The organism is Microbacterium sp. NPDC078814, assembly GCF_040702645.1.
Classification (GTDB): Bacteria; Actinomycetota; Actinomycetes; order Actinomycetales; family Microbacteriaceae; genus Microbacterium.
Map to the genome: position 1 here is coordinate 84,512 of NZ_JBFBLT010000006.1, position 17,188 is coordinate 101,699.

The 17,188-nt window shown below is 69.3% G+C and carries 17 protein-coding genes; 9 read left to right on the plus strand and 8 right to left on the minus strand.

Annotated elements, in window-relative coordinates; translation table 11 throughout:
• Positions 1-1,386: a polysaccharide biosynthesis tyrosine autokinase gene (locus AB0300_RS13170; RefSeq protein ID WP_025104614.1), complete on the minus strand. Its 1,386-nt coding sequence runs from the start codon at positions 1,384-1,386 to the stop codon at positions 1-3.
• 69 nt (positions 1,387-1,455) lie between these two features.
• Here AB0300_RS13170 and AB0300_RS13175 point away from each other — a divergent pair, with 69 nt between their 5' ends.
• Positions 1,456-2,151, plus strand: a complete 696-nt coding sequence (locus tag AB0300_RS13175) for a hypothetical protein (protein WP_102208732.1) — start codon at positions 1,456-1,458, stop codon at positions 2,149-2,151.
• Positions 2,152-2,161: 10 nt separating this feature from the next.
• On the opposite strand, the gene AB0300_RS13180 is transcribed toward AB0300_RS13175, so the two are convergent.
• From AB0300_RS13180 to AB0300_RS13200, 5 genes are all read right to left on the minus strand, one after another.
• Positions 2,162-3,310: a glycosyltransferase gene (locus AB0300_RS13180; protein WP_025104616.1), complete on the minus strand. Its 1,149-nt coding sequence runs from the start codon at positions 3,308-3,310 to the stop codon at positions 2,162-2,164.
• 68 nt (positions 3,311-3,378) lie between these two features.
• Positions 3,379-5,871 carry a right-handed parallel beta-helix repeat-containing protein gene (locus AB0300_RS13185; RefSeq protein WP_153244996.1) on the minus strand — a complete coding sequence of 831 codons (2,493 nt, stop codon included), beginning with the start codon at positions 5,869-5,871 and terminating at the stop codon, positions 3,379-3,381.
• A 163-nt stretch (positions 5,872-6,034) separates the two neighbouring features.
• Positions 6,035-7,381 carry a hypothetical protein gene (locus tag AB0300_RS13190; protein ID WP_366216147.1) on the minus strand — a complete coding sequence of 449 codons (1,347 nt, stop codon included), beginning with the start codon at positions 7,379-7,381 and terminating at the stop codon, positions 6,035-6,037.
• Positions 7,378-8,436, minus strand: coding sequence for a glycosyl transferase (locus AB0300_RS13195; RefSeq protein ID WP_366216148.1), 1,059 nt, complete (start codon positions 8,434-8,436; stop codon positions 7,378-7,380). Before AB0300_RS13195 ends, AB0300_RS13190 begins: the two co-directional genes overlap by 4 nt.
• Positions 8,429-9,172: a CDP-alcohol phosphatidyltransferase family protein gene (locus AB0300_RS13200; RefSeq protein ID WP_029989676.1), complete on the minus strand. Its 744-nt coding sequence runs from the start codon at positions 9,170-9,172 to the stop codon at positions 8,429-8,431. Before AB0300_RS13200 ends, AB0300_RS13195 begins: the two co-directional genes overlap by 8 nt.
• Positions 9,173-9,264: 92 nt before the next feature.
• Here AB0300_RS13200 and AB0300_RS13205 point away from each other — a divergent pair, with 92 nt between their 5' ends.
• The 3 genes from AB0300_RS13205 to AB0300_RS13215 are packed head-to-tail and all read left to right on the plus strand — an operon-like array spanning position 9,265 to position 12,185.
• On the plus strand, positions 9,265-10,191 hold the full coding sequence (locus AB0300_RS13205) for a glycosyltransferase family 2 protein (RefSeq protein ID WP_025104621.1): 927 nt from the start codon (positions 9,265-9,267) through the stop codon (positions 10,189-10,191).
• A gap of 51 nt (positions 10,192-10,242) precedes the next feature.
• Positions 10,243-10,884: a hypothetical protein gene (locus AB0300_RS13210; protein WP_025104622.1), complete on the plus strand. Its 642-nt coding sequence runs from the start codon at positions 10,243-10,245 to the stop codon at positions 10,882-10,884.
• Between the two features lie 14 nt (positions 10,885-10,898).
• Entirely contained in the window at positions 10,899-12,185 is a 1,287-nt protein-coding gene (locus AB0300_RS13215) for a hypothetical protein (RefSeq protein ID WP_366216149.1), read from the plus strand.
• On the opposite strand, the gene AB0300_RS13220 is transcribed toward AB0300_RS13215, so the two are convergent.
• A complete protein-coding gene (locus AB0300_RS13220) occupies positions 12,182-13,360 on the minus strand; it encodes a glycosyltransferase (protein ID WP_303708550.1) in 1,179 nt (392 codons plus the stop codon). The genes AB0300_RS13215 and AB0300_RS13220 overlap by 4 nt on opposite strands.
• A gap of 169 nt (positions 13,361-13,529) precedes the next feature.
• On the opposite strand from AB0300_RS13220, the gene AB0300_RS13225 reads away from it, so the two are divergent.
• Complete coding sequence (locus tag AB0300_RS13225; RefSeq protein WP_060922253.1) at positions 13,530-13,985, plus strand: adenylyltransferase/cytidyltransferase family protein; 456 nt, start codon at positions 13,530-13,532, stop codon at positions 13,983-13,985.
• Positions 13,986-13,993: 8 nt separating this feature from the next.
• Here the strand turns inward: AB0300_RS13225 and AB0300_RS13230 are convergent, their stop codons facing one another.
• On the minus strand, positions 13,994-14,386 hold the full coding sequence (locus tag AB0300_RS13230) for an SIP domain-containing protein (RefSeq protein WP_060922252.1): 393 nt from the start codon (positions 14,384-14,386) through the stop codon (positions 13,994-13,996).
• Between the two features lie 107 nt (positions 14,387-14,493).
• Here AB0300_RS13230 and AB0300_RS13235 point away from each other — a divergent pair, with 107 nt between their 5' ends.
• Genes AB0300_RS13235 through AB0300_RS13250 form a run of 4 tightly spaced genes read left to right on the plus strand, consistent with a single transcriptional unit; the run spans position 14,494 to position 17,143 of the window.
• Positions 14,494-14,994: a hypothetical protein gene (locus tag AB0300_RS13235; protein WP_231919569.1), complete on the plus strand. Its 501-nt coding sequence runs from the start codon at positions 14,494-14,496 to the stop codon at positions 14,992-14,994.
• The gene (locus AB0300_RS13240; RefSeq protein WP_366216150.1) at positions 14,991-15,968 is read left to right on the plus strand and encodes a cation transporter; all 978 of its coding nucleotides are present in this window, start codon (positions 14,991-14,993) and stop codon (positions 15,966-15,968) included. The genes AB0300_RS13235 and AB0300_RS13240 overlap by 4 nt, the downstream gene beginning before the upstream one ends.
• A complete protein-coding gene (locus AB0300_RS13245; protein WP_366216151.1) occupies positions 15,965-16,870 on the plus strand; it encodes an alpha/beta hydrolase in 906 nt (301 codons plus the stop codon). The genes AB0300_RS13240 and AB0300_RS13245 overlap by 4 nt, the downstream gene beginning before the upstream one ends.
• Before the next feature lie 9 nt (positions 16,871-16,879).
• Positions 16,880-17,143, plus strand: coding sequence for a glutaredoxin domain-containing protein (locus AB0300_RS13250; protein WP_025104627.1), 264 nt, complete (start codon positions 16,880-16,882; stop codon positions 17,141-17,143).
• Positions 17,144-17,188: the final 45 nt, after the last annotated feature.

The window sequence follows — 17,188 nt, forward strand, 5'->3', positions numbered from 1 at the left end:
TCAGCCTCGGGCGCCGCGGCGGCTCAGCCGAGGACGCAGCCCGCGAGGGCGCTCGTCCGTATAGTACGGGCTCTTCGCCGCGCCGCGGATGCCGTTGAGGACGATGCCGAGGACCGGCGTCCGCGTGGACTCGAGCGACGAGAGCGCACGCGCGAGCTCGGTCCCCTTCGTGCGATGGGCGCGAACGACGAACAGGGTGCCGTCGGCCGTGGTCGAGAGCCAGAGAGCGTCACTCACGGAGAGAACCGGCGCGGTGTCGATGATGACGTAGTCGTACTTCTCCCGCGCGTCGTCGACGACCTTGTGCAGCTCTCCACTGGACAGCAGCTGCCCCGGGTTCGGAGGCTGCGCACCGGCCGTGAGGATGTCCAGCCCGGGGCGACCCCACTGCTGCACCGCATCATCCAGCTCGACGTCACCGATCAACACCGTGGTGAGACCCACCGCCCCTTCGAGCTGGGTGTAGCGCGCGGTACTGGGGCGCCGCAGGTCCGCCTCGATGAAGAGGACCGTCCGTCCCCCCTCGGCGAGCGTCAGCGCGAGCCCCAGACCGACGGAAGACTTGCCCTCCTGTGCCGAACACGAGGTCACCAGGATCACCCGTCGGCTCTTGTCGACGTCGACGAATCGCAGGCTCGCGGAGACCTGCCGCATCGCCTCCGCGATGCGTCCGTCGGGCTGCGAGCGAATGACCCGGGCGAGCGTCTGATTGTCCGCGGCCTCGGGGATCTCCCCGAGAACCGCGACGTCGGTGATCTCGCCGAGCGAGCTCGCGCTCACGATACGGGTCGCGAACCGTCGGCGCAGCACGGCGTACACGACACCAAGGAGGAGGCCGCCTGCCGCGCCGAGAGCGACATTGTTGCGGGTGTTGGGCGAGATGGGCACTGTCGGCGTCCGGGCGGGCGAGATGGTCTCGATCCGCACGGCGGGCTTCTCGTCAGCCCCCAGTGGGGAGATGTCCCGAACCGCGACAGCGAGCTCGCTCGCGATGGCGTTCGCGGTCTCCTGCGCGGTCTCGCCGTCGGCGTCGGTGACGCCGATCTCGATGACGACCGTGTTGAGCGGCACGTTGACGTCGACGCGGCGGGCGAGCCGGTTGGGCGTCTCGTTGAGGCCGACCTCCTCGATGACCGGACCGAGCACGGTGGGCGAGACCACGAGGAGCGTGTATGTCTGGACGAGACTCTGGACGTAGTTGGAGCCCTGCAGCAGTTCGCTGGTGCTCTCGCCGCGAGTCGGGATCACCATCACCTGGGCTTCCGCCCGGTACTCCGGGTCGACGAGCTGAGAGTACCCGTATGCCGCTCCGCCCCCCAGGAGCGTGAGCACGATGATCACCACCCAGTGACCCCTCAGCGCCTGGAAGTAATCCTGCAGTGTCATGTGTTCCCGTCCCCCTCGGCACGACGCCGTGCGATCTGTGCGCCGGTTCGCAGCACCTCATTATCGCCTATGTTGGAAAGCGGGTCGGCGGTTCCGACTCGGCACCGAGGGGAACACGTGGCACACAGGCTCATCTTCGTCTGCGAGGCGAACATCTGTCGGTCGCCCCTGATGGCACAGGTCCTTCGTGCCAGCGCTGAGGAACAGCTCTGGGACATCACCAGCGCCGGGATCCGCGTGGGCCCCGGGGACCGGCCGATGTGTGAGGCGGCGGTCGAGGTGGCGCGCGCGGTGGGCGCGGGTGCCGGCGCCGACGACCATCGCTCCTCCGCCGTCGACGCCGACCGGATCCGCACCGCCGATCTCATCCTCACGGCAAGCCGAGCGGAACGCTCTTTCATCTCTCAGCTGGTCCCGCAGGCGCGGTCCAAGGCGTTCACCCTGCGCGAGGCCCTCCATCTGGGTGCCGCGGTCTTCGGCGAGGAGAATGCGAGCGCCCTTCTGGATGACGGGCGCGCAGCGGACGGCCTCGCCGCATACGCGGCGGCCTTGCACGGGCGACGCGGGTTCGTCGCCCCACCGAAAGCCCGAAGGACCCTCCTCGGTCGTCGGCGCTCGAACCCGTTCGACATCCCGGACGCCCACCACGACGCCGCGCGGGCGCACCGGGCGATGCTGGAGCGCACCGCCCTGGAGGCATCGGCGCTCTACCGACAGGTCTCGGCGTTCCTCGTGCCGCCCACCCCGGATCTCCTCTCCCGCTGAAGGCGGACGGTCAGCGCGGCGCGACCGAGGTCAGGAACTCCGCCGTGGTCCGGCGGTAGGTCGCCGGAGCAAACCTGTGCAGCGCCGACGCGCGGGCGGAGAGCGCGTCGGCCCGCCGCTCCTCCCAGCCGTCCACCACGGACCGCAGTGCCGCGGCGAGCTCCTGGGATTCCCCCGGCGTCGTGAAGGCGACGCTCTGATAGCTGCCGACCGCCTCGCGAAGCCCGGGGATGTCCGATGCGACCACCGGCCGAGCGGCGAGCACGCCCTCGACGGCGGTGTTGCCGAAGGACTCGTCCTGCCGGGAAGGCACGACGAGCACATCGATGCCGGCGAGGAACGGCCAGACGTCGGACTGGAATCCGAGGAACGTCACGCGATCGCCGACGCCGAGCGCCTCCGCACGCTCGCGCAGCTCCCGCTCGTATCCCGCGTTCTCCACGAAGGCGGCACCCACCAGATGGAGATCGGCGTCGACGCCGGCGACGGCGAGCTCGGCCAAGGCCTCGACGGCGAGGTCGGGGCCCTTCCGGTGCGAGAGCCGACCGACGTAACCGATACGGAGGCGGTCCACGTACGGCCGCGGCTCGTCGACCTCGGAGGGGGCGGCCACACCGTTGGGGATAACCGCTGCGCGCCGAGCGAGGGCAGGAAGCGCCGCTTGAACGGTCTGCAACGTGAAGCGGCTGTTCGCGACGACCCGATGCGCCGCGAGATGCGGTGCGTAGAGTGCGAGGTTCACCCAGCGGGACGCGGAGGCCTCCGCCTCGTGGACATGGGTGACGGTCGGTATACGGCTCAGTCGACCCACGAGGGGCCAGGTGGGCAGGACGATGGTGCTCACGTAGATGCTCCGGGGACGCAGCCGCCGGACGATCGCGATGGAGGCAGCGAATCCCTGAACCGCGTCCCGCGCGGACCGCAGCCAGTTCCGGGGCCGCAGGTTCGACTTGCGCAGCACGAACATCGGGGGAAGGAGCACCTGCGCGCCGAGTGCCTGCAGTTCGTCCACGAGAGGGCCACGTCGCGGCAACACGACGACGACCGGCTCCCCTCGCTCCCGCAGCGCTGTCGCGGTCTCGAGGAGCATACGATCGGAGCCGAACAGCTCCCATCCCGGGTGCACGAGGAGATGCGGGGCACGAGAGTCGTGGGTCACACCTCCATTGTGCCCGGACGGAGCCGGGACGCGACCCGGTCCGCCCCGGAGGGCGGACCGGGAGATGCTCACCGGCCGCTGCCGAGCATCACTGTGCCCGTCGCGATGCCCAGCAGACTCGCGACCGCTGACGGGAGCGGCCGGGCGATGGCGGTGTTCGCGGCGATGTCGTCCCTCATGTCCGCGAAGGGTTGGGCAACGGCCGTCTGCGCGTTGCGCCAACCGGGGTTCTTCGCCGCGGCGAGCTGCGCGGGCGTCGAGAACGTCTCGTAGACGTCGCCAGACCCTCCCCAGGTGACCATCGACGGGCCACGAGTGGAGCTGCTGAACAGGTTGCCGTCGATCGTGACATTCCACGTGTTCACCGCGCGCCCCGTCGCCGTGTCGTGGGCGAAGATAGCGCGGGGTCCGCCCGCACCGAACACGTTGTTGCGGATGGTGATGTTGCGCGTGATCCACGTCACGGTCGGATCCACTCCGTCGACACGCGGGTCGCGGCCCACACGATGGGTGGCCTGGCGTCGTTCGTCCTGCATGAGATTGAGATCGTGGCGCGCATTGTTCCCGAGGTCGTTGTTCGTGATCAGTACGTTCTCGGTGTCGAAGATGCGAATCCCTTCGCGGTTGTCGAACGCCTGACTCCGCGCGATGGTGACCTGGGACGACAGTTCCGCGTGGATCCCGATCTCGGTGTTCCCGTTCGACGTCACGTCGAGGATCTTGACGTCGTAGCACGACTCGTCGAACCAGGTCCCGCTGCCCACGTTGCGGCTCGTGTCGACGTTGCTCATCACGATGCCGCGGGTGCGAGTGACCTTGACCCCGCCGGCGACGGGCGAGCCGTTGAACCGCTCGGTGTTGTTGTCGGTGATGAGAGAGTCCGTGAAGGTCGTGCCGTACGCCGTGGTTATAGACATCCCGAGCAGCCCGTTCCTGCGGACGGTCAGATCGTCGATCTTCGCCCGGTCGTTACCCACGAACAGCCCGATCGTCGCGTTGTCCTCGATGACGAGGTCGCGTACCGTGACGCCGACGTTGTGCATACGGACGGTGCCGAGCACGTCGTAGGAGGTTGCGTAGCGCCGGACACCGAAACCCTGCAGCACGGAATTCGCCGACTGTACGTTGAGCGCCTGTCCGAGGTCGCTCGCCCGCACCTCCTTACCGGAAGGGTCGGTCCCGAGGATCAACCGGTCGCGCGCGTCGTCGACGGCGAACGTCCCGGCAACGACCTCAGCGGCCGTGGCGACCTGACGCTGCGGGACACCGTCGATGTAGAGCTGGTCCGGGTGGTTCGCCATCGGGTACGCCGGGTCGACGAACCATCCGGCATTGCCGTTGAGCATGTCGTCGTCGAATTCCGCCGTCCATCCGGCACTGACCCATGCCGACCCCGACTTCGTCCAGTTCGCGACCCGTGTCGAGCCGTCGAACCAGACGGCCTCTCCCGGGTAGGCCTGGATGGTCAACGTCTTGCTGTACGGGACGTCGACGGACTGATGATAGACGCCAGCCCGAAGGACGACCGTGGATCCGGGGCGGGCGGCGTTCACGGCGGCTTGAACGGAACGGTACGGTGCGACCATTGTGCCTGTGGGGCTCTCCGCGGTGCTCCGCGCATCGACGAACAAGGCACCGGCGGGCACCGCGTACTGGGCGGTGCCGACAGGAGCCGCACCGCGTTCGGGGGTCCCGGGCTGCGGCTCGGGCTGCGGCTCCGGTTCCGGCTGCGGTTCCGGCTCCGGCTGCGGTTCCGGCTCCGGTTCGGGCTGCTCGGCACTCAAGGGCGCGTCGGCGACCGTGGCATCCAGCGAGTCGATCCGCAGGTCGACCGGCGCGGTCGCGCTGCTCGATGCATAGGCCCAGACGGCGAAGCCTCCCGCGCCGGAAAGCCGGGCGGCGGAGGAGTCGGTTGTCCGGAGCTGGGGCGCCCCAGGTGAGGAGCCGACCGGCGTGAGGCGCGCTTCGAAGTCGACGGCGTCGGCCCCGGTGACCGTGGCGTCGAACGTGACCCATCCGTCGCCGAGAACGCTCAAGGGAACGGCCACGCTTTTCAGCTCCGTCTCCATACCTCCCCGGGTCCGGATGACGGAGAGCTGCGCCTGCCCCTCGGCGTCGGTCAGCAGTCGGACTCGGTAGGCGGAGCCGTCGGCCTGGACGCGCGTCGTGTAGGCGTAGTAGCCCCGACCACCTGTTGCTTCGAGGCGGAGATCCGCCGAGACGCGGACGTCTCGCGCCCGGACGGCCTGCGGGGTGAGATAGGCGGACTCTCCGGGGTCGAGGGTGAGGGCCGCCGCGCCATCGGCCACACTGGCCACCTCGGCGCGGGACGACCACGACGAGTAGGCGAGGCCGTTGTCGGAAGCCCCCCATCCGGACGGTGCCGCGCGATCGAAGTCATCGCGCAGCAGCACGTCGGCGGAATCGCTGTCGGCGGCCGCCGCGGGGGAAGCACCGAAGAGGCCGGCCACGATCGTCGTGGCCGCGACGACCGACGCCAGGGCGGCCGAGGTTCGTGAAGGGGAGGGTCGGGTGAGGGTCGAGCGACGTCGCGAACGCAACTGAGTCTCCTAGGGGTCTAACCCGCGTACACCGCGCCCCTCCAACCAGCCCCCTCCGGGCGAGATGGTGTGCAGTATCGGTACGCACCGCCTACCCGGACGGGCGACGGCCACGGCACAGTTTACACACGCTCGGACGACGATCGTTGTGTAACCGAGATATTCACGACGGATCCCCGGACAGATCGGTGCCGACCGAACTGCGGATGAAGCGCATCTTCCCGCCGACCTGAGGAATGTGGTCGACGCGCTCGACACGAACGGGGACGAGGCCTCTGGTCGCATGACGCAGCTTCGCCTCCGCGCCGTCGATGCCGGCCTGTACGTCCTGCCCGTCCGCGGGTATGCACCGCAGCGTCACCGCGTAATCCGAGTCCTGGACGATCTCGAACTGACGGATGGACAGGGGCGCGTCGTCGAAGATGTGTCCGAGAGCGCCCGCGATCGTGGTCCCATCCGGCAGGCGCACGGCATCGGAGGAGCGGCCCGAGATCGCGCCCAGGCGAGGAAGCCCCCGCCCGCACGCGCACACCCCTGGTCGATAGCTGCTGATGTCGCCGAGACGATATCGGACGATCGGGAAGACCCGGTTCGTCAGATCCGAGACGATGACCTCTCCTTCCCGTCCCTCGGGCAGGACCCGATCCGCCTCATCGACGATCTCGATGCGTCGCACGTCGGAGAAGACGTGGAGTCCGCTCTGCTCGGCGCACTCACCCGCCATCCAGGGGATCTCGGCCGAGCGGTAGTGGTCGTAGCACGGCGCGCCGAAGGCGTCCTCGATCTCCGCCCTCGTACCAGGGGGCAGCGGAGCAGCCGTCACGGCCACGGCCGCCGGCGGAACGACCCGGAGCCCCAGTCGACGCATCCGTCGGACCGTGTCCAGGACGCCGCCGCCATAGCCGATCAGGAAACGGGGCTCCACCCGGTTCCAGCGCTCCACGAACGCTCGCACCGCATCGTCCGTGATCTGGAAGGCGTCGAGCTGCACCCGTCGCGAGGGGAGCCACCCGAGGTCGTGGCGCAGGCGGGCCGCCCCGGTGAGCACGTGGCGCGTCACGATCGCCCGGTCATCCCAGGGTTTCACCCCCCACCAGTCGAACAGGCGCCACTCGAGTGCGCGGGCAGGAAAACGGAGGTCTCGCAGCAGGTGCAGCGGCAGACCCGTACTCCCACCCGTCTTCGAGACGACGCTGGTGCGCGCATCGGCTTCATCCGTGCGAATGCTCTCGAAGTTCTCGCGGAGCATCGTCTTGTCGACGATGGGCAGCGAGGAGAACGACGCGGGGTCGCGCAGATCCTCGGCGGAGAAGCCGTGCGCGGAATACAGCTCGCGGTAGAACGCGCTGTGCTCGAACGCGAAGCGCGCGTGCGCGGCGGACCTCTGGGCGCTCAGCTCGATGGCCTCCTCCGGAGGCAGAGCATCCACGACGAGGAAGTCCCGATAAGCGGCCGTGCTGCTCCGTCCGCCCGCCGCAGTCTTGAGACGGAAAGCCGCTTCTCGCATCATGTCTCCTCCTTCGTGCGGCCACGGGGACGGACGCGGGAGTGCCGAGCTCGAAGCGCCGAACGGTACGCGTGTGCGTGGGCAGCGCCGGCGTCGTCCCACTCGCGCCGAGACAGGTCCGGTCTCTCCGTGGTGATCTGCCGCACCGCGGCCAGGGCGGTACGCAGCCGCTCACCATCCAGCTCGCCGTCGTACATCTGCACCCACTCCGGCCCCACCTCGGCGGCGAGCGCCTCATTGGGCGCATTGCGCGGCACGAGGACTGGCCGATCGAGCGACAGCGCTGCGAGCACGCTCCCAGAGTTGTGCATGAATCGATAGGCCAGCACGACCAGCTCGGAACCCGTGACGAGCTCGACCAGCTCGGCGTCGCTCAGAAACTCCAGACGGAGCGTGACCTGCGGCAGGTCCGCCACACGCTCGCGCAGATCGTCGGCCAGGTCCGCGCTCGACGCCTTCCCGCCGATGACGACACTCATCTCGGGATCGACGGCGACGGCAGCGGCGTAGGCATCGACGAAGCCGGACACTCCCTTGTACCGTCGGACCCCTCCGAACGTTCCCATTCGTCCGCGGATCCGCTCCGCTCGCGGCTGCGGCCGGTACCAATCCCGGTAATGGCCGTGCAGGATGAGCGACTGCGCCGTTCCGGCAGGGAGCGGAGTCGTCTCGTTCAACACGATGCGGTGATCGGCCTGGCGGTCGATCCGTCGCAGCAGCCACAGCCGGGCGGCGTTGTCGTCCGGCAGTTCCAAGTTGTGCACCGTGCGCACGACCGCGATCCGCCGTGACAGGGAATGCCGTAACGAGAGCAGCGCCGTCAGGACGTATTTGCCGACGGAAGAGACGGCCGATCCCCCGTGGAGTTTCACCTCAGGCCAGTGCCAGTGGAACACGTCGTATCGACCGAGAAGGGCCTCGCGCCAGGAGAACCGGAGATGCTCGATGCCTGGCGTCGCAGTGAGCGCCTCATCCAGCATGGTGATGTAGGGATTCGTGGTGACCCGAGGCGCACCGAAGGACTGCATGACGCGGATCGGACGCTGGCCCTCAGACATGGATCGCCAACCCTCGGATCGACCGGTACCAACGCATCGCGGCGAGAAGAAGCATGAGCACGTTGATCACGGCCAGCGCGGTATAGAGGACGACGAAGACCGGCTGCCACCACAGCACCGCGAACACCAGGCAGAGGAAGCCGTAGTCCGTCGGGATGACCGCCAAGGAGTACAACCCACCGGACCGCCAAGCCTCCCGAGGCGTCTCAGCGGGCGCTTGAGGGTGCCGCAGACGGTGCACGCGGCGGAGGAAGTCGGCGGCGATGATCCCGAAGAAGAACACGTTGGCCGAAGCCGCGAACACCAGCGGGACGAGCAGCCAGCCGTCCGGAAGGTCGAAGAACCGGAACCAGCAGACGAGCACCGCGAGATGGATGGTCGCGAGCTTGATCGCATCGAAGAAGTGGTCGAGCCACTCTCCCGCCAACGATCCGGAGCCTGTCAGCCGCGCGAGCTGGCCATCGGCGGAGTCGAGCGCGTAACCGAGGACGAGCAGGACGGATACGAGGATCGAAGACCAGATCTCGGGCGGCAAGGTGGCGATCAGGGCGACACCGGTCAGGGTGAACGCCGCGCTGACCAGTGTGACCTGCGTGGGGGTCATCCCCATCACGTACGCGAGCGCGGCCATCGGCCGACCGAGTGGTCGGTTGATGTAGCGGGAATAGGCCGCCGCCCCTTTGGACGACTTCTGCGCCTGCTGCAGGCGTCCCATCGCCGCTCGGATCTCTGACACGACAACTCCCCCAGGCGACGTCGAATGTAGCCTTCACTATATCCACAGGCTGCGCCCGGCTGATCTTCGCGTGCGGCCAGAGAGGAGCATGGATGAGCGCGCGGGTCCTCGCGGTGGTCGTCGTCAATTACGGCGCCGCCCGACTGCTCGAGTCGAACCTCGTCTCCACGGCCTCCGATGTTCCGGAGGCCCGGATCGTCGTCGTCGACAATCTGTCCACGCCGACGGAGCGGGAGACCGTGTCGGCGCTCTGCGCCGCGCGGGGCTGGGACCTCGTCCCGATGGCGACGAACGCCGGCTTCGGCGGCGGGGTGAACGCCGGCGCCGCGCACGCGTTCGACGTGCTCGGTGCCACCGACCTCCTGCTCCTCAACCCGGACGCCCGTATCGACGGCGGTTCCGTCGCCGCTCTGCTGGATGCCACGGCGGACGACCTGACCCTCGCCTCTCCCCGCGTGGTCGACGCGGACGGTCGCGTGTGGTTCGCCGGGATGGACGTCTATCTGGACGACGGTGCGATGGGCGGCCCGCGGAGGCGGCGGGAGCAACCCTCGGCACGGCGGCTGCCGTGGATCAGCGGCGCGTGCATGCTCATCCCGCGATCCGTGTGGGAACTGACGGGAGGCTTCCACGAGGAGTACTTCCTCTACTGGGAGGACGTCGACATCTCCGTGCGCGCCGCACGCGCGGGTGCGCGGCTGGTGGTGGTCGACGACGCGACGGCCATCCATGACGAAGGCAGCACTCATCGCGGTCGCGGGCAGCGAGCCGAGGCGAAATCCGAGCTCTACTACTACTACAACATCCGGAACCGCCTGCTCTTCGCGGCGCTGCATCTCGACGACGATGACGTCGCGGCATGGGAACGGTCGGCTCCGCGCAACGCCTGGCAGGTGCTGCTCCGGGGCGGCCGGCGACAGTTCCTCCGCCCCCTTCCGCCGCTGCGCGCAGCATGGCGCGGGGTCAGGGATGGAAGACGATTCCTGTCCCGGCACCGCTCGACAGGGGCGCCAGTCTAAACTCGGAGCACCGTCTCTCGCACCGCGAGGACACCGGGGAGTGGGGATCACATGAAGGACGTGCACGAGGACAACGCACCGGGACGCCGACGCGTCTGGCTTCCCCTGACGATCCTGGTCGTGGTGGTCGGTCTCGCCGTGGCCGCCGCGTTCCTCGTTCCCCCGATGCTGACTCCCGCCGGGCAGCCGGAACCGACGAGCACGCCGACCGTCCCGCCCCGTGACATCGTGTCCACCGACGCGCCGCGCCCGACGGAGACGCCGCGGCCCGCTCCGTCGGAGAGCGGCCTCCCGTTCGCCGAGCTCACGCCGGTGGAGCCCAACGCCACGATCGTCGCGGAGGGTGCGGACATCCTCCTCGCCCGCGTGGAAGCCGTGCAGGGCGAGGCGGCACTCGCCGGGGAGACTTCGGGTCCTGCCGTGCGCGCCACTGTCAGGATCGTCAACACCGGCTCCGAACCGCTCGACCTCGACTACGTCGCTGTGAACGCGTATTCCGGCGCCGACCGGGCACCCGCCGGCACGCTGACCCGGCCCGGTGGCGTGCCGTTCGAGGGGATGCTCTCCCCCGGAGACGCCGCGGAGGGCGTCTATCTGTTCACCATTCCGGAGGAGGACCGTGAGGACGTCACCCTCACGGTCGACTACCTCTTCGGCGCGGAGGTCGGTGTCTTCCGCGGCGACCTCCGCTGATCGGAGACCTCCGTATGCGCAGCGTGACGTCGTGGACGACCACCTCCATCGTCGCCGCGGCCGCAGCCGCAGCGTCGGCGGTGCGGTTCACGTTCGGCCCCGGTATCAGCATCTCCGTCGTCGTGGCCGTGGTCCTGCTGCCGGTCTGGTGGCCGGCGTTGCGCGGCTACCGTTTCGCTCGGCCGTTGCTCGCGCTCGCAGCCGGCGCGGCGGTCTGGGGAGCGGCGACCACCCTCCTCGAGACCACGCGGGCGACCTCGACGAGCCTCATGCTCGAACAGTCCCTCACGCTTCTGTCCCTCGCGGGAGGCATCGGCGTGCTCCTGTGGGCGCGGAGCGAGCTCGGCCTCGGCGCCACGGCCATCGCGTTCGGGGTGGGAGCACTGGCGAATGTGGCTCTCACGGGAGGCAACCCCGCCAACCTCTGGAAGTACTCCCTCGCTGTCCCGGTCATCATCGTCATCCTGGGCTTCACGTCGACCTCCCGGCGGCGGTCGTTGGATCTGCTGGCACTCGCCCTCCTCGCGGGCGTCTGCCTCTTCTCGGACTCGCGATCGATGACGTCCTTTCTCCTCCTTGCCGCCGTGATCGTGCTGTGGCAGATCTTCCTTCCGGCGGGAACCAGGCGTCCGCGCCCTGCACAGACCCTGGTGCTCCTGGGCGTGTTGAGCCTCGCCGCGTTCAGCATGCTGCAGGCTCTGATCCTTGAGGGAGTCCTCGGCGACGCCGCGCAGCAGCGCACGCAGGCCCAGATCGACACCTCCGGGTCGCTGATCGCCGGCGGGCGGCCAGAGTTGGGCGCCGCGACCGCCTTGATCTCCGCCCGCCCGCTGGGCTTCGGGAGCGGGACCCTGCCCACCTCACAGGACGTCTGGATCGCCAAGACCGGCATGAGCGAGCTCAACTACGATCCGGACAACGGGTACGTCGAGGGCTACATGTTCGGCGGGCAGTACGAAGTGCATTCGGTGCTCGGCGACCTGTGGCTGCGCTTCGGTCCGTTGGGCGCGGCGTTCGCGCTCGTCCTTCTCGGATGCGCAATCTACGCCGTAGCCCGCGCCGTCTCCCTCAAGGCCGCCCCCGGCATCGTCGTGTGGCTCACTCTGCTCGGAGCGTGGGACACGTTCTTCAGCCCTCTGCTCACCTCCTCCCGGACTCTCGCGCTGCTGTTCGCGCTGACCGCGATCCCCGCCGCCGTCGCCGTCCGTCGCGGGACCGCACCGGCCCCGAGATCTCGTCTGCCCTTCTCTGCGCCGCGCCGCGACCACGCCGCCCGCACCTCGCGGACGGTCGAGGACTAGAGCTCGCCCGGCTTCATGGCCTCGGCATCGATGGCGCGGATGATCCGCAGCGTCGCGGTGTCCGGCTCCGGCTCGCCCGCCGCCGCCCTCTCCTCACGCCGCCGACGGGGCGCGTAGACGACGAGGGAGTGGAACAGGAACCGGGCGAAGAAGGCCACGATGAGAGACAGCGCGGTCGCCAGGACGCTGGAGATGTGCCAGGTCTCGACCATGAGCGCCATCACCGGGATGCGCAGGGCCGCCTCGACGTTGTTGAACGTGAAGGACGCCGCGAAGCGCACCCCGGCGCTGCGGGCGTCGGTGCGCATGTCGGCGAAGACGAAGCGCTCCTGCAGCAGGAAGTTGCCGATAATCGTGACCTCGGCGCCGATGATGGCCGCCCAGACGTAGGGGACGCCCGCCGCCGTCAGCGCCCACATGATCGCGAGGTTGGCGATGGCGCCGAGCACGCCGATCGCCGCGAACAGCGACATCTTCCCGAACCGCAGCCGTGCGAGATGTGCGATGAACGTGGCACCCTGGCGCAGGCTCGCCTTCGAGGTGCCGTGTCGACGCTCGGCGAACTCCATCGGGATCTCCGCGATCCGCAGATCCGTCCGGGCGAGGATCTCCAGGAGGATCTTGAAGCCCTGCGGCTGCAGTGCATCCAGCCGCAGGCGACGCCGGTCGACGAGGAAGAACCCGGTCATCGGGTCGGTGCTCCGGGCGAGCCGCCGCGGGAACATCGCGCGGGTCAGCCACGTCGCGGCGCGGGACACGCCGAAGCGCACGGCCGTTCCCAGGCCGCTCGTGTCACCGCCGCCGACGTAGCGGGAGGCCGCGACCACGTCCGCGTCGCCGTCCGCGAAGCGGTCCAGCAGTGTCGGCAGCAGCTCGGGGGGATGCTGGAGGTCGCCGTCCATCACGATGCAGACATCGGCCGCCGCGGCGCCCAGGCCGACGACGACCGCCCCGCCGAGGCCTCCGACGTTGTCCGAGCGATGGATCACCCGCACCGGGATCGGGGCGTCGACCGCGACGCGCTCCACCTCGGCCGTGGTGTCGTCGCTGCTGTCGTCGACGAAGAGGATCTCGGCGTCCCTTCCCGCCAATGCCGCGGCCGTGCGCTCCACGAGCTCGGCGACGTTGTCGCGCTCGTTGTAGGTCGGCACGATGACCGTGACCCCTGCCCCCAACGTGGTCCCCTTCGTCGTTCCGCAGCCCCATCGGCTCCGACATCCATCGTTCCATGGGTTCCTATGGGCTGCAGGACACGTTCCTGCTAGAGTGTCGTCTGCGGCTGTGGGAGTCGCGCCGAACGGGTGGGGATCCGTTCGACTGGGGAATGATCGATCTGGGGAGATCATGGGGACGCGTATCGGCTATGCCGTCGGAGCTTTCGACCTGTTTCACGTCGGGCACCTCAATCTGCTGCGACACGCCAAACAGCACTGCGACATCCTGATCGCCGGTGTCGTGAGCGACGAGATGCTGCGTCAGGTCAAGGGGATCGAGCCGGTCATCCCGACCGCCGAGCGTGCCGAGATCGTCCGGCACATCTCCTTCGTCGACGACGTGTACGTCGAGACAACGCCGTCGAAGATGGACTCGTGGCGCGACGTGCGCTTCACGCACTTCTTCAAGGGCGACGACTGGCGCGGCACCGAGAAGGGCCTGCGGCTGGAGAGCGAGTTCGCGGAGGTGGGTGTCGAGGTCGTCTACTTCCCGTACACCGCGCACACGTCGAGCTCGGCGCTCCGCCGCGCGCTCGACGCGATCACCGCCAACGCCACGGCATCCGCCGTCGGCGCGACGCGCTGAGCCGGGACTCAGTTCGCGACGCCGAGGAGGCTGCGCGCCATCCGCGCCACGTGCGGCGGAGTGTGCGGGCCGAGCCACACCGTCCAGTGCTCCGGGGGCTCGCTGCACGTCCACTCCAGGCACCACGCATAGACGGCGTTCGCCAACCGCTCGCCCCGCGTGTGAGCGTGCGCGCCCTCCGCGCGAACCAGCCAGCGGACCGACACCCCCTGCGGCACGTCGATGTGGCGGAATTGGATGCGGGCGGCGGCCTCGATGAGAATGACGCCCTGTGCATCCCACGGGAGCCGGGACGCGACGCGAGCGATGGCTCCGACATCGGCCGCATCCCCGGCGATGAGCACCGCTCCTTCCATCGCTTCCCAGTCCGGATCCTCCAGGTGCTCACACGCGCTGCTCATGCCTCCACTATAGGTAAGGCTACCCTTACTCTCAAGGGTGGCTAGTCCTCTTCCGTAGCACCGTCAACGCCGTTGCCCGCGTCGCGGCTGTGCGCCATCCTGAGGCCGTGAGCAGTGACAGGATTCGACGGACATCCGCCGGACGACGCCTGATCGGCGCCCTGGCCGGCCTCCTCGTCGCCACGGCCCTCGGCGGATGCGGGATGACGGTCCCGGCGGACCCGGACGGCACCCTGGACCGGGTCACGGGCGGGGAGCTGCGGGTCGGCACCTCGCCCGAGCCCGGCCTCGTCGAGATCGACCGCGGCGAGCCGCGCGGGCCGGTCGTGGATCTCGTCGACGACTTCGCCGCGAGCATCGACGCGAACGTCACCTGGACGGTCGCGACCGAGGAGAGCCTGGTGGGCATGCTGGAGACGGGCGACCTCGACCTCGTGGCCGGCGGACTGACGCCGGACACCCCGTGGATCGACAAGGCGGGCGTGACCCGCGGCTATCCGGGGATCGAGGGCGCGGGCGATCGGGAACTCGTCATGCTCGTCCCCCTCGGAGAGAATGCCTTTCTCTCGGCCCTCGAGGCCTCCCTCGACGAGGAGGTCGCTCGATGACCGGGACGAAGCAGTTCGGGCGCACCGAGCTCCCCGACGAACAGCAGCGGGCCACGCGCAAGGCCGTGCGCTGGGAGATCTTCACGATCGTCTACACCTCGATCACGATCACCGTGATCGCCCTCGTCGTGGGCGAGTCCCAGGCGATGCGCACGGCGTGGATCGAGGACATGCTGTCGCTCATCCCGCAGTTCGCCTTCCTCCTCGCGCTCCTGTTCGTGCGGCGACGCCCCACCCGGAAGCACCCCTACGGCCTGCACCGGGCGATGGGCGTCGGCCACCTCGTCGCCGGTGTCGCGCTCCTCGCGGTCGGCCTGAACCTCGCCGCCGAGGCCGTGGCCGGGCTCATCCGCGGGGAGCATCCGACCATCGGCACCGTGCAGGTTTTCGGCCAGACGATCTGGCTCGGCTGGCTGATGGTCGCCGTCATGGCCGTCGTGATCGTCGGGCCGGTGTTCTTCTACGGTCCGGCCAAGGCCAAGCTCGCCCCCGTCCTGCACAACAAGCTGCTCTACGCCGACGCCGACATGGCGAAGGCGGACTGGCAGACGACGGTCGCCTCCATCGTCGGCGTACTGGGCGTGGGCGTCGGCGTCTGGTGGCTCGACGGTGCTGCGGCACTCTTCATCTCGCTCGGCATCATCTGGGACGGCTTCCGCAACACGAAGACCGCGATCGTCGACCTCATGGACCAGCGGGCACGCACCTTCGACAGCGCGGAGCCGCACCCGCTGGCCCGCGATGTCGTCTCGTACCTGCGCAGCCGCCCCTGGGTGGATCAGGCTGCCGTGCGCATGCGGGATCAGGGCCAGGTGTTCCACATCGAGGCGTTCGTGGTGCCGCATCATCGTGGCGTCCGTACGGCCGACCTGACCGCCGCGTCCGAGGGGATCGCCGACCTGGACTGGAAGGTGCAGGACGTGGTGATCGTGCCGGTCGAGAAGCTGCCGGACGAAGCGGACCCCGGTCGATGAGCAGCTCCGACGAGGCACTGTTCCCCGGCTTCACGACCGCGCGGATCCCGACCGACGAAGCCGACATCCTCGTGCGTCACGGGGGCTCGGGACCGCCCGTGGTGCTCCTGCACGGTCACCCCCGCACCTCGGCGACCTGGCATCGGGTGGCCCCGGTGCTCGTCGAGCGCGGCTTCACGGTGATCTGCCCCGACCTGCGCGGATACGGGCGTTCCCGGGGCCCGGCGCCCACCGCCGATCATGCGGCCCATTCCAAACGCGCCGTCGCCCGCGACATCCGCACCGTCGCCGAGCGACTCGGCCATGAGCGCTTCCGCCTGGTCGGGCACGACCGTGGCAGCTACGTCGCGCTCCGACTCGCCCTCGATCACCCGGAGGCCGTCGAACAGGTCGCCCTGCTGGACTGCCTGCCGATCTCGGAGCACCTCCGACGCTGCGACGCGACCTTCGCCGCGCACTGGTGGCACTGGTTCTTCTTCGCCCAGCCGGACATCCCGGAGCCCGTCATCGGCGCGGACCCGGGGGCCTGGTACGCCCCCAAGGCCGACCCGGCGACGATGGGCACGGCGAACCACGCCGAGTTCCTGCAGGCGGTGCGGCAGCCGTCGGTCGTCCGGGCGATGCTCGAGGACTACCGTGCCGGCCTCACGATCGACCGCGCGCACGAGGAGGCCGATCGCGCCGCCGGGCGTCGGCTCCGGATGCCGACCCTCGTGCTGTGGTCCGAACGCGACGATCTCGCGGAGCTCTCCGGCGACCCCCTCCGCATCTGGCGGGACTGGGCCGACGACGTCCGCGGCCACGGCATCGACAGCGGGCACCACATGGCGGAGGAGGCGCCCGAACCTCTCGCCGCCGCACTGGCGGGCTTCTTCGGAGCCACCCCTCCCCCACGGCCGTAGGCTGGAGGCATGACCAACCCCGCCTCCGACACCATCACGATGTTCGGCGCCGACTGGTGCCGCGACTGCATCCGCACGAAGAAGCAGCTCGACGAGCTCGGCGTCGCGTACACGTATGTCGACCTGGTCGCCGACCCCGCCGCCGCGGACATCGCGAAGGACATCTCGGGCCGCACGAACATCCCCGTCGTGGTCTACCCCGACGCCTCGCACCACGTCGAGCCGTCGAACGCCGACGTGGAGTCGAAGCTGCGCGAGCTCTCGATCATCTGATCGTCCTCGCACTCGGCGGATCTCCGCGCGGACGCCTAAGCTGAA